Source organism: Nocardioides sp. T2.26MG-1, from assembly GCF_950101795.1.
GTDB lineage: Bacteria > Actinomycetota > Actinomycetes > Propionibacteriales > Nocardioidaceae > Nocardioides.
In genome coordinates this window covers 460,135-480,477 of sequence record NZ_CATNLZ010000032.1, presented here as the reverse complement: position 1 = coordinate 480,477, position 20,343 = coordinate 460,135, and the positions used below count along the sequence as shown (strand labels likewise).

The window sequence follows — 20,343 nt, the reverse complement described above, 5'->3', positions numbered from 1 at the left end:
CCGGCCCCGGGCATCGTCCAGCGCACAGCGGCCCGGGTGTCAGGCCGGCCAGTCGGGCGGGAAGTCCTCGACGGCCCGGTCGTGGATCTTCTGCAGCTTCTTGCGCAGCTTGGTGGGGAGCCGGTCGCCGAACACCGTGCCGACCGTGTGGTCGGTCTCGTGCTGCAGGCACCGGGCGAGCAGGCCGTCGCCGGAGAACGCGACCGGCTCGCCGTCGAGTCCGGTGCCGGTGACCGACGCGTGGTCCGGCCGCGCGCACTCGACGTAGGCGCCCGGGAAGGACAGGCAGCCCTCCTCGGCCTCGTCGAGCTGCCGGTCGCGGCCCTCGGGGAGGGTCAGCACCGGGTTGCAGACCACGCCGACCGTGCGCTCACCCGAGTCGTCGGGGCAGTCGAAGACGAACATCGCGAGGTCGACGCCGATCTGGCAGGCGGCGAGCCCGACGCCGTCCGCGGCGTACATGGTGGCGACCATGTCGGCGGCGAGCGCGCGCAGCTCCTCGTCGTACGCCGTCACCGGCTGCTGGGCGCGGTGCATCACCGGCGTGCCCCAGCGGGTGATCGGCCGCACGGTGCCGCCGGTGGGCAGCGGGCCGTGGGGCGCGTGGACGGTCTCCTGGTCTTCCGCGGGGGGCATGGGAGCAGGCTATCCAGCGTGTGACCCGACCCACCCACCCGGGCGTAGCGCTCGGTGTAACTGCGAGTTACATTTGCCGCATGTCCCTGATCCACACCCTGAGGCCCGGCGGCAAGCACGGGCTGTCCTCGAAGGAGTCGCGCGACCCGATCGGGTACGCCGTCGCCGCGCTCAGCCGGCTCGCGCAGAGCGACGTCCTCGACCGCGTCGGCCTGCGCAAGCAGGCCGAGCGCACGGTCTTCACCGTGACCCGCACCGGCTTCCGGACCGCGACCGCGGCGAGCCGCCAGTTCGCCCGGGTGGGGCACCACCGCAAGCCCGGCACCCGCCCCGCCAGCACCGACGCCCGGGGCGTCTTCGACCTCACGCCCACCGAGGACGAGCAGATGCTCGTCGACGTGGTCACCGAGCTCGCCGACGAGGTCCTGCGCCCGGCCGCGGGCGAGGCCGACGAGGCGTGCGCAGCTCCGGACACGGTCCTCAAGGCCGGGCTCGAGGTCGGCCTGCCGATCCTGGGCGTGCCCGAGGCACTCGGGGGCATCTCCGAGGAGCGCTCCGCGGTCGCGGGCGCCCTGGTGGCCGAGGCGCTCGCCCGGGGCGACATGGGCCTCGCCGTCGCCTCGCTCGCGCCCGGCTCGGTCGCGACCGCGCTCGGACTGTGGGGCACCGAGGCGCAGCAGCAGACCTACCTGCCGGCGTTCACGGGCGGTGAGGTGCCCGCCGCGTCGCTGGCGCTCGGCGAGCCGACCGTACTCTTCGACCCGCTCTCGCCGACCACCACCGCTCGGCGCACCGACGACGGCTTCGTGCTCAGCGGCGTCAAGTCGGCCGTGCCGCGCGGTGCCGAGGCCGAGCTGTTCGTCGTCGGCGCCCAGCTGGACGGCGCTCCCGTCCTCTTCCTGGTCGAGTCGAGCACTCCCGGGCTCGAGGTCGTCGCCGACCCCGGCATGGGTGTGCGGGCGGCGGGGCTGACCCGACTGGTGCTCACCGACGTGACGGTGCCCGCCGACGCGGTGCTCGGCGCCACGGACGGCACGACCTACACGGAGTGCGTGCGGCTGTCCCGCCTGGCCTGGTGTGCGTTGGCCGTGGGCACGGCACAAGCGGTGCTCGACTACGTGACGCCGTACGTCAAGGAGCGCGAGGCGTTCGGGGAGCCGATCGCCCACCGGCAGTCGGTGGCGTTCATGGTCGCCAACATCGCCATCGAGCTGCAGTCGATGCGGCTGCTGACCTGGAAGGCCGCCTCCCGGGCCGCCGCGGGCAAGGACTACGCCCGGGAGGTCGCCCTGGCCCGTCGCCTGTGTGCCGAGAAGGGCATGCAGATCGGCCTGGACGGCGTCCAGCTGCTCGGTGGGCACGGCTACGTGAAGGAGCACCCGGTGGAGCGGTGGTACCGCGACCTCCGGGCCGTCGGCGTCATGGAAGGTGCGGTGCTGATCTGATGGCCATCAACTTGGACGACCCGAAGAAGTTCCGGCCGCTGGCCGGTCAGGCCCACCAGGTCGCGATGAACATGCTGCGGCCGATCTCGCGGAAGTATGACTTGGGGGAGCACGAGTATCCCCAGGAGCTCGACATGCTCGCCGCGATGATCGACGGGCTGTCGGAGTCCGGCGCCGCCGAGGGTGCCGGGGCCGCCGGCGTACGCCGCGAGGAGAGCCCCGAGGGCTCGGGCGGCGTCAAGAACGGGTCCAACCTCGCCTCGGTGATGTCGATCGCCGAGATGTGCTGGGGCGACGTCGGGCTGCTGCTCTCCATGCCCCGCCAAGGTCTGGGCAACTCCGCGATCGCGTCGGTCGCCGACGAGGAGCAGCTCGCCCGCTTCGACGGGGTGTGGGCCGCGATGGCGATCACGGAGCCGGGCACCGGGTCCGACTCGGCGAACATCAAGACCACCGCGGTGCTCGACGGCGACGAGTACGTCCTCAACGGCGAGAAGATCTTCGTCACCTCCGGCGAGCGCGCCGACGCGGTCGTCGTCTGGGCGACGCTGGACCGCGAGCTCGGCCGGGCGGCGATCAAGTCGTTCGTCGTGCCGAAGGGCACGCCGGGCATGCGGGTGGAGCGCCTCGAGCACAAGCTCGGCATCAAGGCGTCCGACACCGCGACGATCATCTTCGACGACTGCCGGGTGCCGCGTGAGAACCTCCTCGGCTCACCCGAGATCGACACCAAGCAGGGCTTCGCCGGCGCGATGGCGACCTTCGACAACACCCGCCCGCTGGTCGCGTCCATGGCCGTGGGCTGCGCGAAGGCCGCCCTCGACCTGACCCGCGAGCTGCTGGAGCAGGCCGGTGTCGTCATCGACTACGACCGGCCGGCGCTGAGCCAGTCGGCCGCGGCTGCGAAGTTCCTCCAGATGGAGGCCGACTGGGAGGCCGCGCACCTCTTGATGCTCCAGGCGGCGTGGATGGCTGACAACCGCCAGCCCAACTCGCTGGAGGCCTCGATGGCCAAGGCCAAGGCCGGCCGCGCGGGCACCGACATCACGCTGTCCTGCGTCGAGCTGGCCGGGTCGGTGGGCTACAGCGAGTCAGAGCTGCTCGAGAAGTGGGCACGGGACGCCAAGATCCTCGACATCTTCGAGGGCACCCAGCAGATCCAGCAGCTCATCGTGGCGCGGCGGGTGCTCGGGCTCACGAGCGCCGAGCTCAAGTAGCGGCGGTCAGGATCGCCGCGGGAGCGGGCCGTACGGCGAGCGCGGCCCGCTCAGCGCCATCGTGCTCGACGGCGGCACGTCCTCGAGCGTGCAGCGCAGCCGGTAGTTGCCGGTGTCGTCCCATGTCCGGGTCTGCTCGACGGTGCGCCAGCTCTCGCGGCCCGGGTCCGGGACCCGCTGGGGCCCCTCGTCGGGACCGCGGTAGAGAGGGTGGCCGTACTCGACGACGACCTCGGGCGTGGTGCTGACCTGGATCTCGTCGATCCGCCAGGTGTAGATCAGCGGCGGCATGCCGGGCAGCGTGGCGAGCTCGTCGAAGTAGAAGAACGGGTCGACGTGCAGCGAGATCGCACCGGTCAGCCAGGCGCCGGCCGCGGGCGGGGTGAGGTCGTCGAGCACGAGCCACTGCGTGTAGGCCAGCAGCCCGACGTCGAGCACGAACGCGCCGTCGCGTGGCGACGACGTGGCGTGCAGCAACCGGCCGGTCACGTCGTACGTCGTGCTCCGGCCGGTGTGCCGGGCGCCGACCCGGCGCACCGTGGCCGGCGCCAGCCGCGCGGATCGGGAGTACCCGAGCTCCAGCGCGAACTGGCGCCGCTCGCCGGAGACGACGTCGGCGTAGTTGCCGTCCTGGAGGACCCACCTGTCCAGGCCGACCCACCAGGGCCCGGTGGCGGTCAGGCCTGACCCGGATCGCTAGGGCCGGCAGCGGGGGCCTTCTTGGCCGGCACCTTCTTGGCCGGCGCCTTCTTGGCCGGCTTGGCCGGGAGCTTGGCGCTGGGTGAGGCCGAGGCCTTCTTCGCCGCTGCCTTGGCGGGAGTCTTCTTGGCCGTCTTCTTCGCGGGTGCCTGGGTGGCGGCGGGCCGTCGGGCGGCGGCCTTCTTGGCCAGGTCGGCCGGGGTCACGTCGACGTGCGAGCTGTCGGCGGCCGCATCGATCGAGGTCGCAGGCGCGGGCGTCGCGGCGCGCTTGGCCGCCTGCTTCTTGGCGCCCTCGGTCGCGACATCGGTCACCGGCGGCCGGGTCACCGTGGGTGCCTGGTCCGCAGACGTCTGGTCGGCGGGCTTCTGGTCGGCGGGCGGGCGCGGCTCGGCGCGCGCCGCGGGAGCCGGCTCCGGGGTCCGGGGTGCCGGGGTCCGGGGTGTCGGGGTCCGGGGTGTCGGCGGCGTACCGCCCTTGCGGCCCGGGAGCCGACCGGCCACGACGCCCGCGGCGCTCTTGGTGACCTGCCCGGCCACCATCCGGCCGAGGGACAGCGTGCCCTTGGCCTGCTCGACTGCCTTCTCCGCGGTGTCGGCAGGGTGCGTGATCGCCCCCTTCACGGTGCCGACGACGGTTTCCTGGAGCTTGTGGAGCGGGCTCTTCCTGGCCACGGTGGTCCCTTCGATCGATGGAGGTCGGTCGTGCCTTGCTCCCAAGCATGTACCCACCGTGTCTGGGCATGCTGCATGTCATGGCCCACTCCCGTGACGACCGCACCGCCCTGATCGTGGACGTCCTCGACGACGCGTTCGCCCCGCTGATGGCCGCCGACCCGGTCGCGTTCCGCGGCAAGTACCGGACGATGGCGTCCGACCCGCACGCGTTCTACCGCGGGACGGCGTGCCTCTTCTACGCGGACGTGACCGCCGACGAGGACCCGTTCTGCGACGACCGCAGCGGCCGGATCTGGATCCACGGCGACCTGCACGTGGAGAACTTCGGGACCTACCTGAACTCCGACGGGCGGCTGGTCTTCGACGTCAACGACTTCGACGAGGCCTACCTCGGGCGCTTCACCTGGGACCTGCAGCGGTTCGCCGCCTCCCTGGCGTTGGTCGGCTGGCAGAAGGCGCTGCCCGAGGACGACGTGCGCCGCCTGATCGGCCGCTACCTGCGCTCCTACCTGGCCCAGGTCGACTCCTACCGGCGCAGCGACGACGACGACTACGCCCTGCACCTGGACAACACCGAGGGCCCGATCCGCGACGCCCTGGTCGCGGCGCGGCTGCGCCGGCGAGCCGACCTGCTGGACGGCCTCACCATGGTCACCGACGGCACTCGGGCGTTCCGCGACGCCCACGGGGTCCGGAGGCTCGGCCGCAAGGAGCGCGCGTCCGTGGTCGCGGCGTTCGGGCGGTACCTCGACTCGATCCCCGAGGACAAGCGCTTCGACCGCGACCTGTTCTACGACCTGCGCGACGTGGTGGGCAAGTCGGGCTTCGGGATCGGGAGCGCCGGGCTCCCGGCGTACAACCTGCTCGTCGAGGGGTTCAGCCAGGCGCTGGACAACGACGTCGTCCTGTCGATGAAGCAGGCCAACGTGCCGGCGCTGAGCCGGTTCGTCGACTCGGCCGAGGTGGACCGCTACTTCGACCACGAGGGGCACCGGACCGTCGTCAGCCAGCGGGCGCTGCAGGTGCACACCGACCCGCTGCTCGGCTACACCGACCACGACGGGGTCGGGTACGTCGTAGCCGAGCTGTCGCCGTACGAGGTCGACCTCGACTGGTCCGGACTCACCGAGCCCGACCAGATCCACGGTGTCGTCGACCTGCTCGGACGCGCCACCGCGAAGATCCACTGCGCCTCCGACGAGGACAGCGACCAGGACCTCGTCGAGTTCCAGGTCGAGGAGGCGATCGCCGCGGTGCTCGAGGGCCGGCGCAAGGAGCTCATCGCCTGGGTCACCGACTTCGCGGTGGGCTACGCAGACCGGGTCCGCGAGGACCACGCGCTGTTCGTCACGGCGTTCCGCGAGGGCCGGATCGGGGTCTCCGCCACCTGAGCGGGCTCCGTCCGCCGGTCGGCGCTGGACCTCTGTCGTTTGGTCACCAACGACAGCCCCGGAGCGCGAATCGTTGCGGTTGGTGACCAAACGACAAGGGTTCTCGCCGCGGACCGGCCTACCCGACCAGGTCAGCGGACCCGGCGGGCTCGACGCGCAGGTGCTGGGGTGCGCCGAACCCGGCCGCCACGAACGCGGCGTCGATTGCCCGGACCGCCGCCTCCACCCGGTCCACCGGCACCAGCGCGATCGACGAGCCGCCGAAACCGCCACCGGTCATCCGGGCCCCGACGGCGCCGGCCTCGACGGCCGTCGTGACGGCGAGGTCGAGCTCGGGGCAGGAGATCTCGAAGTCGTCGCGCATCGAGACGTGCGAGTCGCGGAAGGCCTTGCCGATCGCCGCCCAGTCGCCGGCGGCGAGCGCTTCGACCGTGTCGCTCACCCGCGTGATCTCCGTGACGATGTGCCGGGCCCGGCGCCGGATCCGCTCGTCGTCGAGGCCCGCGAGCGACTCCAGGCTCGCCTGGCGCAGCGACGGTACGCCGAGCGCGGCGGCCGCGGCCTCGCAGTCGGCGCGGCGCGCGGCGTACCCGCCGTCCACCAGGGCGTGCTTGACCCGGGTGTCGGTGACGAGGAGCGCGAGGTCGGCGCGGTCCAGGCCGAGGGCCACGTCGGTCGTCGAGTGGTCGGACGCGTCGAAGTCGATCAGCAGCGCGGACCCGGCCGACGCCAGCAGCGACACCGTCTGGTCCATGCCGCCGGTCGGTGCTCCGGCCACCTCCGACTCGGCGCGGATGCAGGCCGCCGCGAGCCGGCCGCGCACCGCGGCGTCCGGCTCGACGCCGAGCACACCGCACACCGCGAGCGCGACCGAGCACTCCAGTGCGGCCGAGCTCGACAACCCGGCGCCGAGCGGCACCGTGCCGTGGACCAGGACGTCCACGCCGGGCACGTCGTACCCGGACGCGCGCATCGCCCACAGCACGCCCGCGGCGTACGCCGCCCAGCCCTCCACGTCGCCGGGCCCGAGAGCGTCGACCGTGCCGGTCCAGGGCTGTTCCTCCTCGAGGCTGCCGATCCGCACGACGCCGTCGGTGCGCGGCGACATCGCGGCGTACGTGGCGTGGGGGAGCGCGACCGGGAGCACGAGGCCGCGGTTGTAGTCGGTGTGCTCGCCGATCAGGTTGACCCGGCCGGGCGCGCGTGCCACGACCGCCGGCGGCCCGTCGTACGCCTCGGCGAAGGCGGTGCGGAGGACGTCCGCGAGCTCGAGGGGGTCACCGGGTGCGACGAAGGCCATGGGATCACCCTAGGGAGGGGGTGCCGCGTAGGCTGACCCGACGTGCAGTTCCTCGACGCGGTCACCCCGCACCACGACCTGACCTACGACGACATCTTCATGGTCCCGCGGCACTCCGCGGTCGCCAGCGGGTACGACGTCGACCTGTCCACCAGCGACGGCACCGGCGCGACGCTGCCGATCGTCGTCGCGAACATGACCGCGATCGCGGGCAAGCGGATGGCGGAGACCGTCGCCCGCCGCGGCGGGCTGACCGTGATCCCGCAGGACATCCCGGCTGCGGTCGTGGCCGACGTGGTGCGGTTCGTGAAGTCGCGCCACCTGGTCTTCGACACCCCCATCGAGCTCGCCCCCGACCAGACCGTGGCCGAGGCACTGTCGCTGATCCCCAAGCGTGCGCACCGTGCCGCCGTGGTCGTGGACGACGGTCGGCCGGTGGGTGTGGTCGCCGAGTCCGACTGCGCGGACGTCGACCGGTTCGCCCAGGTGCGCCACGTGATGCGGCCACCGGCTGTCGTGCTGCCCGGTGACGCCGACCCGCGCGCTGCCTTCGAGGCCCTCGACCGCGACCACGCCGGGCTGGCCGTGGCCGTCGACCCCGCGGGCCGCCTCCTGGGGGTGCTCACCCGCACCGGTGCGCTGCGGGCCACGCTCTACTCGCCCGCCGTCGACACCCGTGGCGGTCTCCGCGTGGCGGCCGCCATCGGCGTCAACGGCGACGTCGCGCGCAAGGCGCGCGACCTCCTCGACGCGGGGGTCGACTGCCTGGTCGTGGACACCGCGCACGGTCACCAGGACCGGATGCTCGAGGCGCTTGCCGCCATCCGGTCGCTCGACCCGCAGGTCCCGGTCGCCGCCGGCAACGTCGTCTCCGCCGAGGGCACCCGTGCGCTGATCGAGGCGGGCGCGGACATCGTCAAGGTCGGGGTCGGGCCGGGCGCGATGTGCACCACCCGGATGATGACCGGCGTCGGTCGCCCCCAGTTCTCGGCCGTGCTCGAGTGCGCGCGCGCCGCGGCCGAGCTCGGCAAGCACGTCTGGGCCGACGGGGGAGTGCGGTACCCCCGCGACGTGGCGCTCGCGCTCGCGGCGGGCGCCTCGGCGGTGATGATCGGGTCCTGGTTCGCCGGCACCCACGAGTCGCCGGGCGACCTCATGCTCGACTCCGACGGGCGGGCCTACAAGGTGTCCTTCGGCATGGCCTCCGCGCGCGCGGTCGCGAACCGGACCGCCACCGAGTCGGCGTACGACCGGGCCCGCAAGGGGCTGTACGAGGAGGGCATCTCCTCCTCGCGGATGTACCTCGACCCGGCGCGGCCCGGCGTCGAGGACCTTCTCGACCAGATCTGCTCCGGGCTGCGCTCGGCGTGCACGTACGCCGGGGCCACGACGCTGCCCGAGCTCGCCGAGCGCGCCGTCGTCGGTGTGCAGTCGGCGGCCGGCTTCCACGAGGGGCGCCCGCTCGCCACGAGCTGGTAGATCTCAGCCGCGCGAGCTGCGCTCAGTCCGCCCGCGGACGATCCCGATGAAGCGCTGCACCCACGGGTCCTCGTTGTCGATGAGCCAGGTCAGCCCGACCGTGGTGGGCGGCAGGTCGGTCACGACCCGGTAGGTGACGTCCTTGCGGTGGTGCAGCCGCGCGATCGACATGGGCACGATGACCACGCCGGTGCCGCTGGCGACGACCTCGACCGCGTCCTTGACCGACATCGCCGGCCACTCCAGCTGCTCGGCGTCGGGCGTCCACCCCGACGGGTGCGGGAGCACCAGCTGCTCGTCGGCGAGGTCGGACGTCGTGACCTCCTCGGCGAGGGTCAGCAGGTGCTCGGCGCCCATCACCGCGACCGGCAGCTCGTCGTACAGCGGGATGCAGTGCAGGCCGTCGCGGTCGATCGGCAGCCGCACGATCGCCATGTCGAGGGTGCCCGCGCGGACGCGGAGCTCCTGCTCCTCCTCCGTCAGCGGCACCAGCTCGAGGGGGTCGCGGGAGAAGCGGGAGCGCCACGTGCCGGCCCACTTGTCCGGGGTCGCCCCGGTCACGAACCCCACCCTGAAGTGTCCGAACGCCTCGCTCACCCGACCACCCTACGGGCGGCGCCCGCCGGCCCAGTCCTCGGGGAAATGATGTCGTTTGGTCACCAACGACAATCCTGGAGCGCCGTTCCTTGCGGTTGGTGACCAAACCGCAACCATCCGGGCCGGAGCGATCCGACGCGCAGGACGGCCCGGGTCAGCCGGTCTCGCCGAACTGCTCGACGCGGATGGCGTCGGTGGCGACGCCGGCGTCCTCGAGCAAGCGGGTGGCGAACGACGCGAACCCGACCGACCCGCAGACGTAGGCCCGCGAGGCCCCGGCGACGAGCGGCTCCATCTCGGAGGGGTACGGCGGGGCCGCGACCCGGTCGCCCAGGTTCTCGCGAGTCAGCGCCAGGAACGCGCCGTACCGCTGCAGCTCCGCGGCGTACGGCAGCTCGTCCCAGGTGCGAGCCACCGCCACGATCCGCAGCCGCTCCTGGAGGCCGAGACGGTGGGCGTAGCGCGCCATCGCCACGATCGGCACTACACCTGACCCGCCGGCGACGCAGACCGCCGGCACGTCGCCCTCCCAGACGAACCAGCCGCCGATCGGGCCGCGCAGCTCGAGGACGTCGCCCACCTCGGCCACGTCGTGCAGGAACCCGGAGACCTCGCCGCCCGGCAGGCACTCGACCATCAGCTCCAGCAGCGGGTCGTCCGGGTCGGACGCGACCGAGTAGGACCGTTGGGCGGTGTAGCCGTCGGGCGCCCGGAGTCGCACGACGTAGTGCTGGCCGGGCAGGTGGTCCACCCGGTCGTCGACGTGCAGGCGCGCCCGGACCAGGCGGTCGGTCGGGCGGTCCAGCTCGATGATCGTCCCCGTGGTCCACCCTCCGGCCGGCGCCGGACCCGTCACGGGTCGCCCTGGTAGCGCTGCTCCAGCCACGGATCGCCCCGGTCGTGGTAGCCGTTCTGCTCCCAGAAGCCCGGCCGGTCCCGGTCGAGCAGCTCGAGGCGGGTCACCCACTTCGCGGACTTCCAGAAGTACAGGTGGGGCACCAGCAGCCGCACCGGGCCGCCATGGCCGCGGGGGAGCGGCTTGCCGTCGACCTCCCACACCACCCAGGCCTTGCCGCCGGTCACGTCCGCGAGCGGCAGGTTGGTCGTGTAGCCGGTGGTGGAGTGCGCGAGCACGAACGCCGCCTCCGGACGCGGCCGGGCCGCCTCCAGCAGCGTGTCGACGCTGACCCCGGTGAACGTCATGTCGAACTTCGACCACGTGGTGACGCAGTGGATGTCGCCGAAGTACGTCGAGCCGGGCAGCGCGTGGATCTCGCGCCAGGACCAGCTCTGCGGGCTCTCGACCAGGCCGTCCACGCTCATCCGCCACTCCTGCTCCCACTGCTCCTGGGACAGACTGGGCGTGGCCTCGGCGGTCAGCGTGGGCCAGGAGCTGCCGGTGTCGTACTGCCCGGGAGGGAGCCGGTCGGGGCGCTCGGGCCGGCCTCTGCCGGTGAAGCCTCGGGTGATGGGCACCCGCCAAGTATGCCGAGGCCGTGGTCGCCGGGAGCGGTCAGGCGCGGTCAGCAGCCGTCTAGCCCCGCACGCCGCCCCGCGCGCGTGCCCAGGCGGTGAACACCGGCTGCACCTCGTCGAAGTAGGCGGTCTTCGCCCGTGGGTAGTCGTCGTAGTCGGCCTTGCCGGCGTTCTGCGCGGCGAGGCGCACCTTGGTCGCCTCGTACCGCTGACGCTCCGGAGGATGGGCCCGCAGCCAGTCCCGGAACCAGACGGTGTAGCGGCCCCAGGGCGAGTCGGACCGGCGGACGTGGAGGATCGCCCGCTCCTGCGCGGCGAAGTACAGCAGCTTCTCCCACACCGCGTCCGGCACGTCCTCGTCCCCACGGGGCAGGTCGCGGTCGACGCCGGGCGAGTCCGGTCGCGCACCGCGCGCCCGCCGGTACCCGAGCGGCGTCAGGCGCGCCGTCAGGTCCTCCTCGGCGGGCAGCGGGTCGATGCGGATCTGCAGGTCGAGGTACGGCTTCGCGCGGAGACCGGGCACCGAGGTGGACCCGATGTGGTCGAAGGCGGCGGTCTCCGCACCCGGCAGGTCCGACACGGCCGTGCGGACGTCCGCCAGCAGGTCGCCCGCCCGCTGGCGCCAGGCGGCGTCGGGCGCGTGGAGCTGGGCAGGGTTCTGTTGTGCGGCCATGGTCGCCAGCGTAGGAGGACGGGTGGCTACACCAGCGTGATCGGCAGCGACCGACGCGGCTCGAACGCGAACGTCGAGCCGGTGCTGAACCGGGTCACGGCGACCTCCGGCGCCTCGCGCGCCGGCTCGGGCCGGCGGACGAGGCGTGCGGTCCAGTGCTCGTCGGTGCCGGTGATCTCGACGTCCAGGTGCGCGTCGACGGCCCGGACCAGCGCCTGGAGGGCCCCGACCCGGCCGGGACCGCACAGCGTGATCCAGGCACCGTCCTCGGCGGCCGCCGACGGCCGCACCGTCAGTGCCCCGTCCGCGACCGTCGCGTCGACGTACGCCGCCGGGTTGAGCAGCGGGTGGAGCTCGAGCACCCGGAGCGGGTCGTCCAGGCCCAGCGCGCGGGCGATCCGCTCCGCGGCGATGCCGGCGATGCCGGTCAGCTGCTTGGTCGTCACCTCGACGGCCTCGCGCTCGTCGGCGGCGCGGGCACGCACGGCGAGCCCGAACGACAGGTTCAGCAGGTGCATCTGCAGGCACACCTCGTCGGCGATCCGGACCAGCGCGGAGCGCGAGAACGCGCCGAAGTCCACGTCGCTGAGCAGCGGCCCCGAGTAGTCGGACGCGCCGCCGCCGGCCGGGCCGCCTTGGACGATGGGGTCGAGCTCGACGGAGGCCGCCCTCGTGCGCTCGATGACGAAGTACGGCGGCAGCGGCTCGACCGGCGGGTGGGAGTCATCGATGGTGACGGTCCACGCGCAGTGCGGGTGGCGGTCGGCCGGGGCGCGAGGCGGCCGGTGCACCGGGCGCACCTGGGCGCGCGGGTTGGTCGCGACCGCGGTGGCGTCGAAGGTCGGGTCCTCGATGTCGTGGCACATCGAGACGACGTACTCCTCGCCCATCGGCTCGACGTCCATGAGCGCGCCGCAGTGGTCGAGGTGGAACGTGCCGTGCCAGGGGTCGGTCACCTCGTAGCGGAAGTCCATGAACTGTGGGGGAGCGCCGATGTCCAGCTGGAGCCCCTTGAAGATCGTGACGACGTCGGTGCCCTCGTAGCGCAGCGCGCGCTGCATCCTCTTGGTGTAGATCGGGCTGGACCCCGCCCACTCCTCGATGGCGATCTGCGCCATCTCCTCGCGGCCCCAGGCGGAGATGCACCACGCCATGCCCGAGCGGTCGATGAGCTGGCCGATCAGCAGCAGCTCCGGCACCAGGGCGGCCAGCTCGTCCCGGGTCAGGCTGGCGTAGCGGCTGGGCATGGACCCTCCGGGGGCTCGGTGAGCGCTGGGATGAACTAGAACGTGTTGCAGACTAGCCGATCGTCGCCTAGTTTGACGCGCGTCAACAACACCTGACAACCGAGGGAGCCGACGTGGCGGAGACCGTCCAGCAGCTGCTGAGGGAGCGGGCCGACGACGACCACCCGGCCGTGCGGTATGGCGACCGGACCTGGACCTGGCGCGAGCACGTGGCCGAGTCCGAGGCGGTGGCCGCTGCGCTGATCGGCGCGGCCGACCCGAACCGTCCGCTGCACGTCGGCACTCTCCTCGGCAACACCCCCGACATGCTCCGCGCGATGGCGGGAGCGGCGCTCGGCGGCTACGTCCTGTGCGGCATCAACAACACGCGCCGCGGGGAGGGGCTGCACGCCGACATCCGGCGCGCCGAGTGCCAGCTGCTGGTCACCGACGCCGAGCACCGGCCGCTCCTCGACGGCCTCGACCTCGCCGGCGTCCGCGTCCTCGACACCGACGGCCAGGAGTGGGCGGACCTGGTCGCCGGCGCGGGGCCGCTCACGCCGCACCGCGAGGTCGGCGCGATGGACACGTTCATGATGATCTTCACCTCCGGCACCAGCGGCGAGCCGAAGGCGGTCCAGGTCAACCACCTCATGGTCCTCTTCGCCGGGCTCAACCTGCAGGGCCGCTACGGCCTGGGACCCGACGACGTCTGCTACGTCTCCATGCCGCTGTTCCACTCCAACGCCGTGGTCGCGGGGTGGAGCCCGGCCGTGTGCGGGGCGTCCACGATCGTGCCGGCGCGGTTCAGCGCGTCGCGGTTCCTCGACGACGTACGCCGCTACGGCGTCACCTACATGAACTACGTCGGCAAGCCGCTCGCCTACGTGCTCGCGACCCCGGAGCGGCCCGACGACGCCGACAACCCGCTGCGCGTGGCGTTCGGCAACGAGGCCAGCGACCGCGACATCGAGGAGTTCAGCCGGCGGTTCGGGTGCGAGGTGTGGGACGGCTTCGGGTCCACCGAGCTGGCGGTGATCATCACCCGTGAGCCCGGCACGCCGCGCGGCTCGATCGGCCGCGGTGCCGACGGCGTCGCCGTGTACGACGCCGCGACCGTCACCGAGTGCGACGTCGCGGTGTTCGACGAGCACGGCGCTCTCACCAACGCCGACCGGGCCGTCGGCGAGCTGGTCAACACCCAGGGCGCCGGCTACTTCATCGGCTACTACAACGACGACTCGGCCAACGCGGAGCGGCTGCGGCACGGCATGTACTGGTCCGGCGACCTGGCCTACCGCGACGCCGACGGATGGATCTACCTGGCCGGGCGCACCGCCGACTGGATGCGGGTCGACGGCGAGAACCTCGCCGCCGCTCCCATCGAGCGGATCCTGCAACGGCTGCCGGCGGTGAACCGGGTGGCGGTCTACGCGGTCCCCGACGAGCACGTCGGCGACCAGGTCATGGCCGCTCTCGTGCTCCAGGACGGAGCCGAGCTCGACCCCGCCGGCCTCGAGGCGTTCCTCGCGGACCAGCCCGACCTCTCCGCCAAGGCGTGGCCCCGCTACGTCCGGATCGCACCCGACCTGCCGAGCACCGCGACCAACAAGGTGCTCAAGCGCGAGCTGGCCGCCCAGGGACCGACGCCGGGCAACGGTGTGCTCTGGACCCGCGCCGAGCGAGGCACGGCGTACACGCCGGAGGTCGGCGTCCCGGCCTGATCCCGCGGCCCGTCACCGGTATCCTCGGCGGCGACATCGGCCGGAGAGGGTGCACGCATGGCGACGTCGGTGGAGACGCCTGCGCCGCCGGCGCGCCCACGACACCGCGCCGCGCGACTGCGGCGGCCGTTCCGCCGTGCGCACACCCTGGCCGGCGCCCTCGGGGTCACGATGCTGGGCGCCGCCCTGCCGGGCACCGGCTACCTGTGGACCCGCCGGCGGCTCGGGTACGTCGTGCTGGTGCCGTTCCTGGCCGGGCTGGTGCTGCTCGCTCTCTACGCCCGCGACCTGCACCGGCTCGTCGACTTCGCCTTCGACCCGACCCGGCTCCGGGTGGCCGCCGTGGTGATCGCGGTGCTGTTCCTGACGTGGGCGTTCGTGGTGGCGACGACGTACGCGATGGCGCGCCCGCGCGGGATGAGCCGCCTCGAAGGCGGGCTCGGCGCGCTGGTCGTGACGCTGCTGTGCATCCTGGTCGGGCTGCCGGCGTTTCAGAGCGTCCGGATCGCGACCACCCAGGCCCACTTCGTCGCGACGGTGTTCGACGACGAGCAGACGGCGACGACCCCGGGGGACGTCACCGAGGAGGACCCGTGGGGCGGGCGCAACCGGGTCAACGTGCTGCTCCTCGGCGGCGACGGCGGCGTGGGCCGCACCGGCATCCGCACGGACTCGGTGATCCTGCTCAGCATGGACACCGACACGGGCAAGTCGGTGATGTTCAGCCTGCCGCGCAACATGATGAACGCGCAGTTCCCGGAGGACAGCCCCCTGCACGACGTGTTCCCCGACGGCTTCCGCGGCGAGGGCGACCCGGGCAGCTGGATGCTGAACGCCGTGTACGGCCAGGTCCCGGCGCTCTACCCCGGCATCCTCGGCGACTCGGAGAACGAGGGCGCCGACGCGGTCAAGCAGGCGGTCGCGGGGAGCCTCGGCACGCGCGTCGACTACTACATGCTGATCAACCTGCTGGGGTTCCAGCAGCTGGTCGACGCCATCGGCGGCGTGACGGTGAACATCAACGAGCCGATCGCGATCAACGGCAACACCGACCTCAACATCCCGCCGACCGGCTATCTCGAGCCCGGACCCGACCAGCACCTCGACGGCTTCCACGCGCTCTGGTACTCCCGCGGCCGGTGGGGCTCCGATGACTACGACCGGATGCTGCGCCAGCGCTGCATGGTCAGCGCGATCATCGACGAGGCCGACCCGCTCAACCTGCTCCGCCGCTACCAGGACCTGGCCAAGGCGGGGGAGGAGATCCTGCGCACGGACGTGCCGCGCAAGCTCATGCCGGCGTTCGTCGACCTCGCCCTGAAGGTCAAGGAGAAGAAGATCCGGTCGATGGCCTTCGTGTCCTCCGACAAGTTCTTCTCCGGCGACCCCGACTTCGCGTGGATGCAGTCGGTGGTCGCCAAGGCGCTCGCCCCTCGTCAGGGCGGCAGCGCCGGCCCGAAGGACGACCCCGGCACCGCCGTCAAGACCGACGACGCCTGCGGCTACCACCCCGAGGGCTGAGCCAGGAGCGCGCGGTCAGCCGATCCGGACCGTACGGGTCCCGACCACCCGGTTGACCGCGTCGCTGCCGGCGTACCGCACGGTCAGCGTGCGCTTGCCCTGCGGCAGATCCGTGAGCCGGACCGTCGCGGTGCCGTGCCGGAGCGGGACCTCGCGGGCGACACCGGCGAACCGGACGACCACCGATCCGGTCACCTCGGTGACGCCGGGCGCGGTGAGGGTGACGGTGACCCGGGCGGCGTGCGCACCGGGAGAGACGACCAGGCGCATCCGCGGGTCGGACTTCACGGTCGCGGAGCGGGGGGTCTCGAGGGCCGCCGTCGTGTACCCGAGGCGGGAGAGCGTGACCCGCGCCGAGATCCGGCTGCCGAGGTCGAGGTTCGTGACCGGGTACGTCGACCCGGTGGCGTCGGGGACCGGCTCACCGTCGCGCAGCCACTGGATGGCGACGTGGACGCCCGCGTCCGCGGGGCTGAACCGTCCGGGGTCGACTGCCAGCGTCTCGCCGAGGCGCGCGGTTCCCACCAGGGCGGGTGCGGTCGTCACGGCGAAGGTGCCCGGAGCGACCGGCTGGGTCGGTGCGGCGGAGGCCGTGACGGCGGCGTACCCCGCGCGGGTCGCGGTCACCTGGGCTGTGATCGTCCGGCCCACGAGGTCGGGGCCGAGCGCGAGCGTGGTCGCGGTGGCACCCGGGATGGGACTCCCGTCCGCGAGCCACTGGTAGGTCAGGTCGGGCGTCGGGGTCCAGGTGCCGGGGGAGAGGGTCAGCGAGGAGTCGACCTGCGCCTCGCCGGTGATCGCCGGGGCGACGACGTTCTTGAGCTGGCCCGGCTGGACCGGCTCCGTCGGCGCCGAGGTCGCCGAGGCGGTGGGGTAGCCGAGCTGGGAGGCGGTGGCCCGGACCGTGATCTGCTGGTCGAGCCGGGCCCGGGTCAGCTTGAGCGAAGTGTCCACGGCGCCTGCGATCGGCTGGCCGTCGGCGAGCCACTGGTAGCCGACAGAGACGGCGGTCGGGCGCCACGCACCCGAGGTGGCGGTCAGGACCGCGCCGACCTTCGCGTTGCCGGTCACGGCCGGGACCTCGATGTTGACCAGCGGCTTGTCGTTGAAGTGCACGAACCCGCTGGGCCAGTTGCCGCTGCTGCGGGTGACGACCGCCCAGGAGAAGTCGCCGTTCCAGCTGTCCTGCGAGATCACGATCTCGTCGGCCGAGACGACCCGCTCGACGTACGCGACGTGCCCGGAGGAGCCCGCCGGGCCGGTGTTGGCCTTCCACCACGCGACCGCACCGACCCGGGGGGTGCCGTCGGTGATGCCGGGCATCGAGGTGCCCCAGTAGGTCGCGTTGCCGCCACCCGACCAGGGACGCTCGTTGGGCAGACCGCTCTTCACCATCCGGTACGCCGCGTAGTTGGTGCAGTTGTGGCCGGAGTACATCCGCCAGTACATCGTCCGGTTGTTCGCCGCGTAGCCTGCGTTGCCCATCCCGGCGTCCCGGCACGCGGTGTAGCCCATGCACAGGTAGGCGCTGCGCTTGAAGACCGCCGAGGGCTCGCCGCGATCGCGGTCGCGGTCGAGCGCGCCGGCCTTCCCCGCACCTGGGGCGACGATCGCCGCGGTCGTGGTCGCTCCGGCGGGCGCCGGCGCGAGCACCAGCAGCCCCAGGGCCCCGAGGAGGGCTGAGGTCAGGGGCGCGAGCAGGCGGGAGCGGGGTGGCACGCATGGGAGTCTAGGGACAGTTGAGGTCTCATGGGAACGAAGTGACCAAATTGTCAAGAAGACACGCCGTGTGAGATAGTTAAAGTTACACCGGTGTAGTTCTCCGTCATCCCCGCGTGCCCGACCCTGCCGAGGCGCATCGGCTGCCCACTAGGCTTCGGTCCGACACGGAAACGAGGCCTCATGCAACCAGACGAACGCCCCTGGGCGAGCAGCTACGCGCCCGGCGTGCCCCTGGACATCCAGGTGCCCGAGGAGACGCTCGTCGACCTGCTCGACGGCTCCGCGGCGCGGTTCGCGTCCCTGCCCGCGCTCGACTTCTTCGGCGCCACCACGACGTACGCCGAGCTCGGCGAGCAGGTCGCCCGGGCGGCCGAGGGCCTGCGCCGGCTCGGGGTCGGCCCCGGCGACCGGGTGGCCCTGGTGCTGCCCAACTGCCCCCAGCATGTGGTCGCGTTCTACGCCGCCCTGCGCCTGGGCGCGGTCGTCGTCGAGCACAACCCCCTCTACACCGAGGAGGAGATGAGCTTCCAGCTCGCCGACCACCGGCCCACCGTCGTGGTCGTCTGGGACAAGGTGGCCACGATGGTGCGCGGCATCGTCGAGCCCCTCGGTGCCCGTGCCGTGCTCTCGGTCAACCTCCCGTCCGCCCTCCCGCCGGTGAAGCGGCTCGCGCTCCGGCTGCCGGTGAAGCGGGCGGCCGCCACCCGTGCCGCGATGACCGGGCCCGCGCCCGGGATCGACCGCTGGGAACGCCTGCTCAAGGGTCCCCCGCTGGACCCGGCCCACCCGCGGCCCACCACGGGTGACGTGGCGCTCCTGCAGTACACCGGCGGCACCACCGGCCGGCCGAAGGCCGCAGTGCTCACCCACCGCAACCTGCGGGCCAACGCCGCGCAGGGGCGTGCCTGGATGCCCGGGCTCGTCGACGGGCACGAGGTGGTCTACGCGGTGCTGCCGCTGTTCCACGCCTACGGCCTCACGCTCTGCCTGACGTTCTCCATGAGCATCGGCGCCACGCTCGTGCTGATGCCTCGCTTCGACGTCGACCTGGTGCTGGAGGCGATGGGCCGCCGGCCCGCGACGTTCCTCCCGGCGGTGCCACCCGTCTACGAGCGCCTCGCCACGGCCGCGAAGGAGCGCGGCGTCGACCTGACTACGATCCGCTACGCGATCTCGGGGGCGATGTCCCTGCCGGCAGCGACGGCCGAGCTCTGGGAGTCCGTCACCGGCGGCCTGCTCGTCGAGGGCTACGGGATGACCGAGACCTCGCCGGTCGCCCTCGGCAACCCCGCGGGCGACGCGCGCCGGATCGGGGCGATCGGCGTGCCCTTCCCCTCCACCGAGGTCCGCGTCGTCGACCGGCACGACCCCTCGCGCGACCTGCCGCCCGGTGAGGAGGGCGAGCTGCTGCTGCGCGGCCCCCAGGTGTTCGGCGGCTACTGGGAGCGGCCGGCCGAGACGGCGGAGGTGGTGCTCGCGGACGGGTGGATCCGCACCGGGGACGTGGTGGTGATGGACGAGGACGGCTTCTTCACGATCGTCGACCGCATCAAGGAGCTGATCATCACCGGCGGCTTCAACGTCTACCCGAGCGAGGTCGAGCACGCCCTGCGCGAGCTCCCCGACATCCTCGACGCCGCCGTGGTGGGACTGCCGTCGGGCGGCGGTGACGAGGAGGTGGTCGCGGTCGTCGTCCTCGCGCCCGGCGCCACCTTCGACGAGCAGGCGGTCCGGGCGGGCTGCCGGGAGCACGTCGCGGCGTACAAGGTGCCCCGCCACGTCTACAACGTCGACGAGCTGCCCGTGTCGATCATCGGCAAGGTGCTGCGCAGGCAGGTCCGCGACGAGCTGCAGCGCCGGCTGGGCCAGTCCACCGACCGTCCGTGACGTCCGTGACGGCGGTCGCAAACGGCCTCCCGCGGCTCCGCAGGCGCGTAACTTGAGCCGCAGGAGGTGACGGGCGTGTTCGCCGAGGCGCAGCTCAACGACGGGACCCGGGCACTGATCTGGGAGCTGCTCCCCATCGACCGGGAGGCGGTCCGCGAGGGCTACGAGCAGCTGTCCGACGAGACTCGGTTCCACCGGTTCCTGGCCGCGGTGCCCCACCTCACCGACACGATGCTCGACCACCTCGTCGACGAGGTCGACGGCGTCAACCACGTGGCGCTCGTGCTGCTCGCCCTCGACGAGGACGGCAACGGCATCCCCGCCGGGGTGGCGCGGATCATCCGGTACGCCGACGACCGCGAGGCCGCCGACGTCGCCGTCACCGTCATCGACGAGTGGCAGCGCAAGGGCGTGGCGACCGCCCTGCTGACCGAGCTCATGCGCCGCCGGCCGGCCGGGGTGAACCGCCTCGTGACGACCGTGACCGCCGACAACCTCGCGTCGCTGGCCATGCTGCGGCGACTCGGGCACACGGTCGCGGAGCCGGCCGGGCCCAACCGGCTCGACGTCGTGGTCGAGCTTCCCGAGGCTGAGACGACCGTCACACCACAGGACGAAATCCTCTAGTGCCGGCCACGGCGTCCGGATGAATGTGGACGTCGGGAAGAGGGTG

At 72.7% G+C, this 20,343-nt stretch carries 18 protein-coding genes; 8 read left to right on the top strand and 10 right to left on the bottom strand.

What is annotated here, in order from left to right; genetic code table 11:
* Nucleotides 1-39: 39 nt before the first annotated feature.
* Nucleotides 40-636, bottom strand: coding sequence for a peptide deformylase (gene def, locus QQZ14_RS17355; RefSeq protein ID WP_284535638.1), 597 nt, complete (start codon nucleotides 634-636; stop codon nucleotides 40-42).
* Between the two features lie 80 nt (nucleotides 637-716).
* Here def and QQZ14_RS17350 point away from each other — a divergent pair, with 80 nt between their 5' ends.
* Both QQZ14_RS17350 and QQZ14_RS17345 read left to right on the top strand, forming a co-directional pair.
* Nucleotides 717-2,081 (top strand): acyl-CoA dehydrogenase family protein, encoded by a 1,365-nt coding sequence (locus QQZ14_RS17350; protein ID WP_284535637.1) that lies wholly within the window; start codon nucleotides 717-719, stop codon nucleotides 2,079-2,081.
* Entirely contained in the window at nucleotides 2,081-3,298 is a 1,218-nt protein-coding gene (locus QQZ14_RS17345; protein WP_284535636.1) for an acyl-CoA dehydrogenase family protein, read from the top strand. Before QQZ14_RS17350 ends, QQZ14_RS17345 begins: the two co-directional genes overlap by 1 nt.
* Before the next feature lie 6 nt (nucleotides 3,299-3,304).
* Here the strand turns inward: QQZ14_RS17345 and QQZ14_RS17340 are convergent, their stop codons facing one another.
* Both QQZ14_RS17340 and QQZ14_RS17335 read right to left on the bottom strand, forming a co-directional pair.
* Nucleotides 3,305-3,835 carry a hypothetical protein gene (locus QQZ14_RS17340; protein ID WP_284535635.1) on the bottom strand — a complete coding sequence of 177 codons (531 nt, stop codon included), beginning with the start codon at nucleotides 3,833-3,835 and terminating at the stop codon, nucleotides 3,305-3,307.
* Nucleotides 3,836-3,975: 140 nt separating this feature from the next.
* Nucleotides 3,976-4,671 carry a hypothetical protein gene (locus tag QQZ14_RS17335; protein ID WP_284535634.1) on the bottom strand — a complete coding sequence of 232 codons (696 nt, stop codon included), beginning with the start codon at nucleotides 4,669-4,671 and terminating at the stop codon, nucleotides 3,976-3,978.
* Nucleotides 4,672-4,751: 80 nt separating this feature from the next.
* Between QQZ14_RS17335 and QQZ14_RS17330 the strand changes: the two genes are divergently transcribed.
* Nucleotides 4,752-6,065 (top strand): DUF2252 domain-containing protein, encoded by a 1,314-nt coding sequence (locus QQZ14_RS17330; protein WP_284535633.1) that lies wholly within the window; start codon nucleotides 4,752-4,754, stop codon nucleotides 6,063-6,065.
* Nucleotides 6,066-6,183: 118 nt separating this feature from the next.
* Here the strand turns inward: QQZ14_RS17330 and galK are convergent, their stop codons facing one another.
* Nucleotides 6,184-7,365, bottom strand: a complete 1,182-nt coding sequence (galK, locus tag QQZ14_RS17325; protein WP_284535632.1) for a galactokinase — start codon at nucleotides 7,363-7,365, stop codon at nucleotides 6,184-6,186.
* Nucleotides 7,366-7,407: 42 nt separating this feature from the next.
* Here galK and QQZ14_RS17320 point away from each other — a divergent pair, with 42 nt between their 5' ends.
* Nucleotides 7,408-8,844: a GuaB1 family IMP dehydrogenase-related protein gene (locus QQZ14_RS17320; RefSeq protein WP_284535631.1), complete on the top strand. Its 1,437-nt coding sequence runs from the start codon at nucleotides 7,408-7,410 to the stop codon at nucleotides 8,842-8,844.
* A gap of 3 nt (nucleotides 8,845-8,847) precedes the next feature.
* On the opposite strand, the gene QQZ14_RS17315 is transcribed toward QQZ14_RS17320, so the two are convergent.
* From QQZ14_RS17315 to QQZ14_RS17295, 5 genes are all read right to left on the bottom strand, one after another.
* Complete coding sequence (locus QQZ14_RS17315) at nucleotides 8,848-9,441, bottom strand: LysR family substrate-binding domain-containing protein (protein WP_284535630.1); 594 nt, start codon at nucleotides 9,439-9,441, stop codon at nucleotides 8,848-8,850.
* 154 nt (nucleotides 9,442-9,595) lie between these two features.
* Nucleotides 9,596-10,297, bottom strand: coding sequence for an FAD-binding oxidoreductase (locus tag QQZ14_RS17310; RefSeq protein WP_284535629.1), 702 nt, complete (start codon nucleotides 10,295-10,297; stop codon nucleotides 9,596-9,598).
* Nucleotides 10,294-10,917: a sulfite oxidase-like oxidoreductase gene (locus QQZ14_RS17305; RefSeq protein WP_284535628.1), complete on the bottom strand. Its 624-nt coding sequence runs from the start codon at nucleotides 10,915-10,917 to the stop codon at nucleotides 10,294-10,296. Before QQZ14_RS17305 ends, QQZ14_RS17310 begins: the two co-directional genes overlap by 4 nt.
* Before the next feature lie 58 nt (nucleotides 10,918-10,975).
* Nucleotides 10,976-11,590, bottom strand: a complete 615-nt coding sequence (locus QQZ14_RS17300; RefSeq protein ID WP_284535627.1) for a GrpB family protein — start codon at nucleotides 11,588-11,590, stop codon at nucleotides 10,976-10,978.
* Between the two features lie 26 nt (nucleotides 11,591-11,616).
* Complete coding sequence (locus QQZ14_RS17295; protein WP_284535626.1) at nucleotides 11,617-12,837, bottom strand: hypothetical protein; 1,221 nt, start codon at nucleotides 12,835-12,837, stop codon at nucleotides 11,617-11,619.
* Nucleotides 12,838-12,950: 113 nt separating this feature from the next.
* Between QQZ14_RS17295 and fadD1 the strand changes: the two genes are divergently transcribed.
* Together fadD1 and QQZ14_RS17285 are read left to right on the top strand one after the other, a co-directional pair.
* The gene (gene fadD1, locus QQZ14_RS17290) at nucleotides 12,951-14,540 is read left to right on the top strand and encodes a fatty-acid--CoA ligase FadD1 (RefSeq protein ID WP_284535625.1); all 1,590 of its coding nucleotides are present in this window, start codon (nucleotides 12,951-12,953) and stop codon (nucleotides 14,538-14,540) included.
* Between the two features lie 57 nt (nucleotides 14,541-14,597).
* Nucleotides 14,598-16,061 (top strand): LCP family protein, encoded by a 1,464-nt coding sequence (locus tag QQZ14_RS17285; protein WP_284535624.1) that lies wholly within the window; start codon nucleotides 14,598-14,600, stop codon nucleotides 16,059-16,061.
* Nucleotides 16,062-16,076: 15 nt separating this feature from the next.
* Here QQZ14_RS17285 and QQZ14_RS17280 read toward each other — a convergent pair whose 3' ends face one another.
* The gene (locus tag QQZ14_RS17280) at nucleotides 16,077-17,780 is read right to left on the bottom strand and encodes a CHAP domain-containing protein (RefSeq protein ID WP_284535623.1); all 1,704 of its coding nucleotides are present in this window, start codon (nucleotides 17,778-17,780) and stop codon (nucleotides 16,077-16,079) included.
* Nucleotides 17,781-17,963: 183 nt separating this feature from the next.
* Between QQZ14_RS17280 and QQZ14_RS17275 the strand changes: the two genes are divergently transcribed.
* Both QQZ14_RS17275 and QQZ14_RS17270 read left to right on the top strand, forming a co-directional pair.
* The gene (locus QQZ14_RS17275) at nucleotides 17,964-19,670 is read left to right on the top strand and encodes a long-chain-fatty-acid--CoA ligase (RefSeq protein WP_284535622.1); all 1,707 of its coding nucleotides are present in this window, start codon (nucleotides 17,964-17,966) and stop codon (nucleotides 19,668-19,670) included.
* A gap of 75 nt (nucleotides 19,671-19,745) precedes the next feature.
* Nucleotides 19,746-20,297, top strand: coding sequence for a GNAT family N-acetyltransferase (locus tag QQZ14_RS17270; protein WP_284535621.1), 552 nt, complete (start codon nucleotides 19,746-19,748; stop codon nucleotides 20,295-20,297).
* Nucleotides 20,298-20,343: the final 46 nt, after the last annotated feature.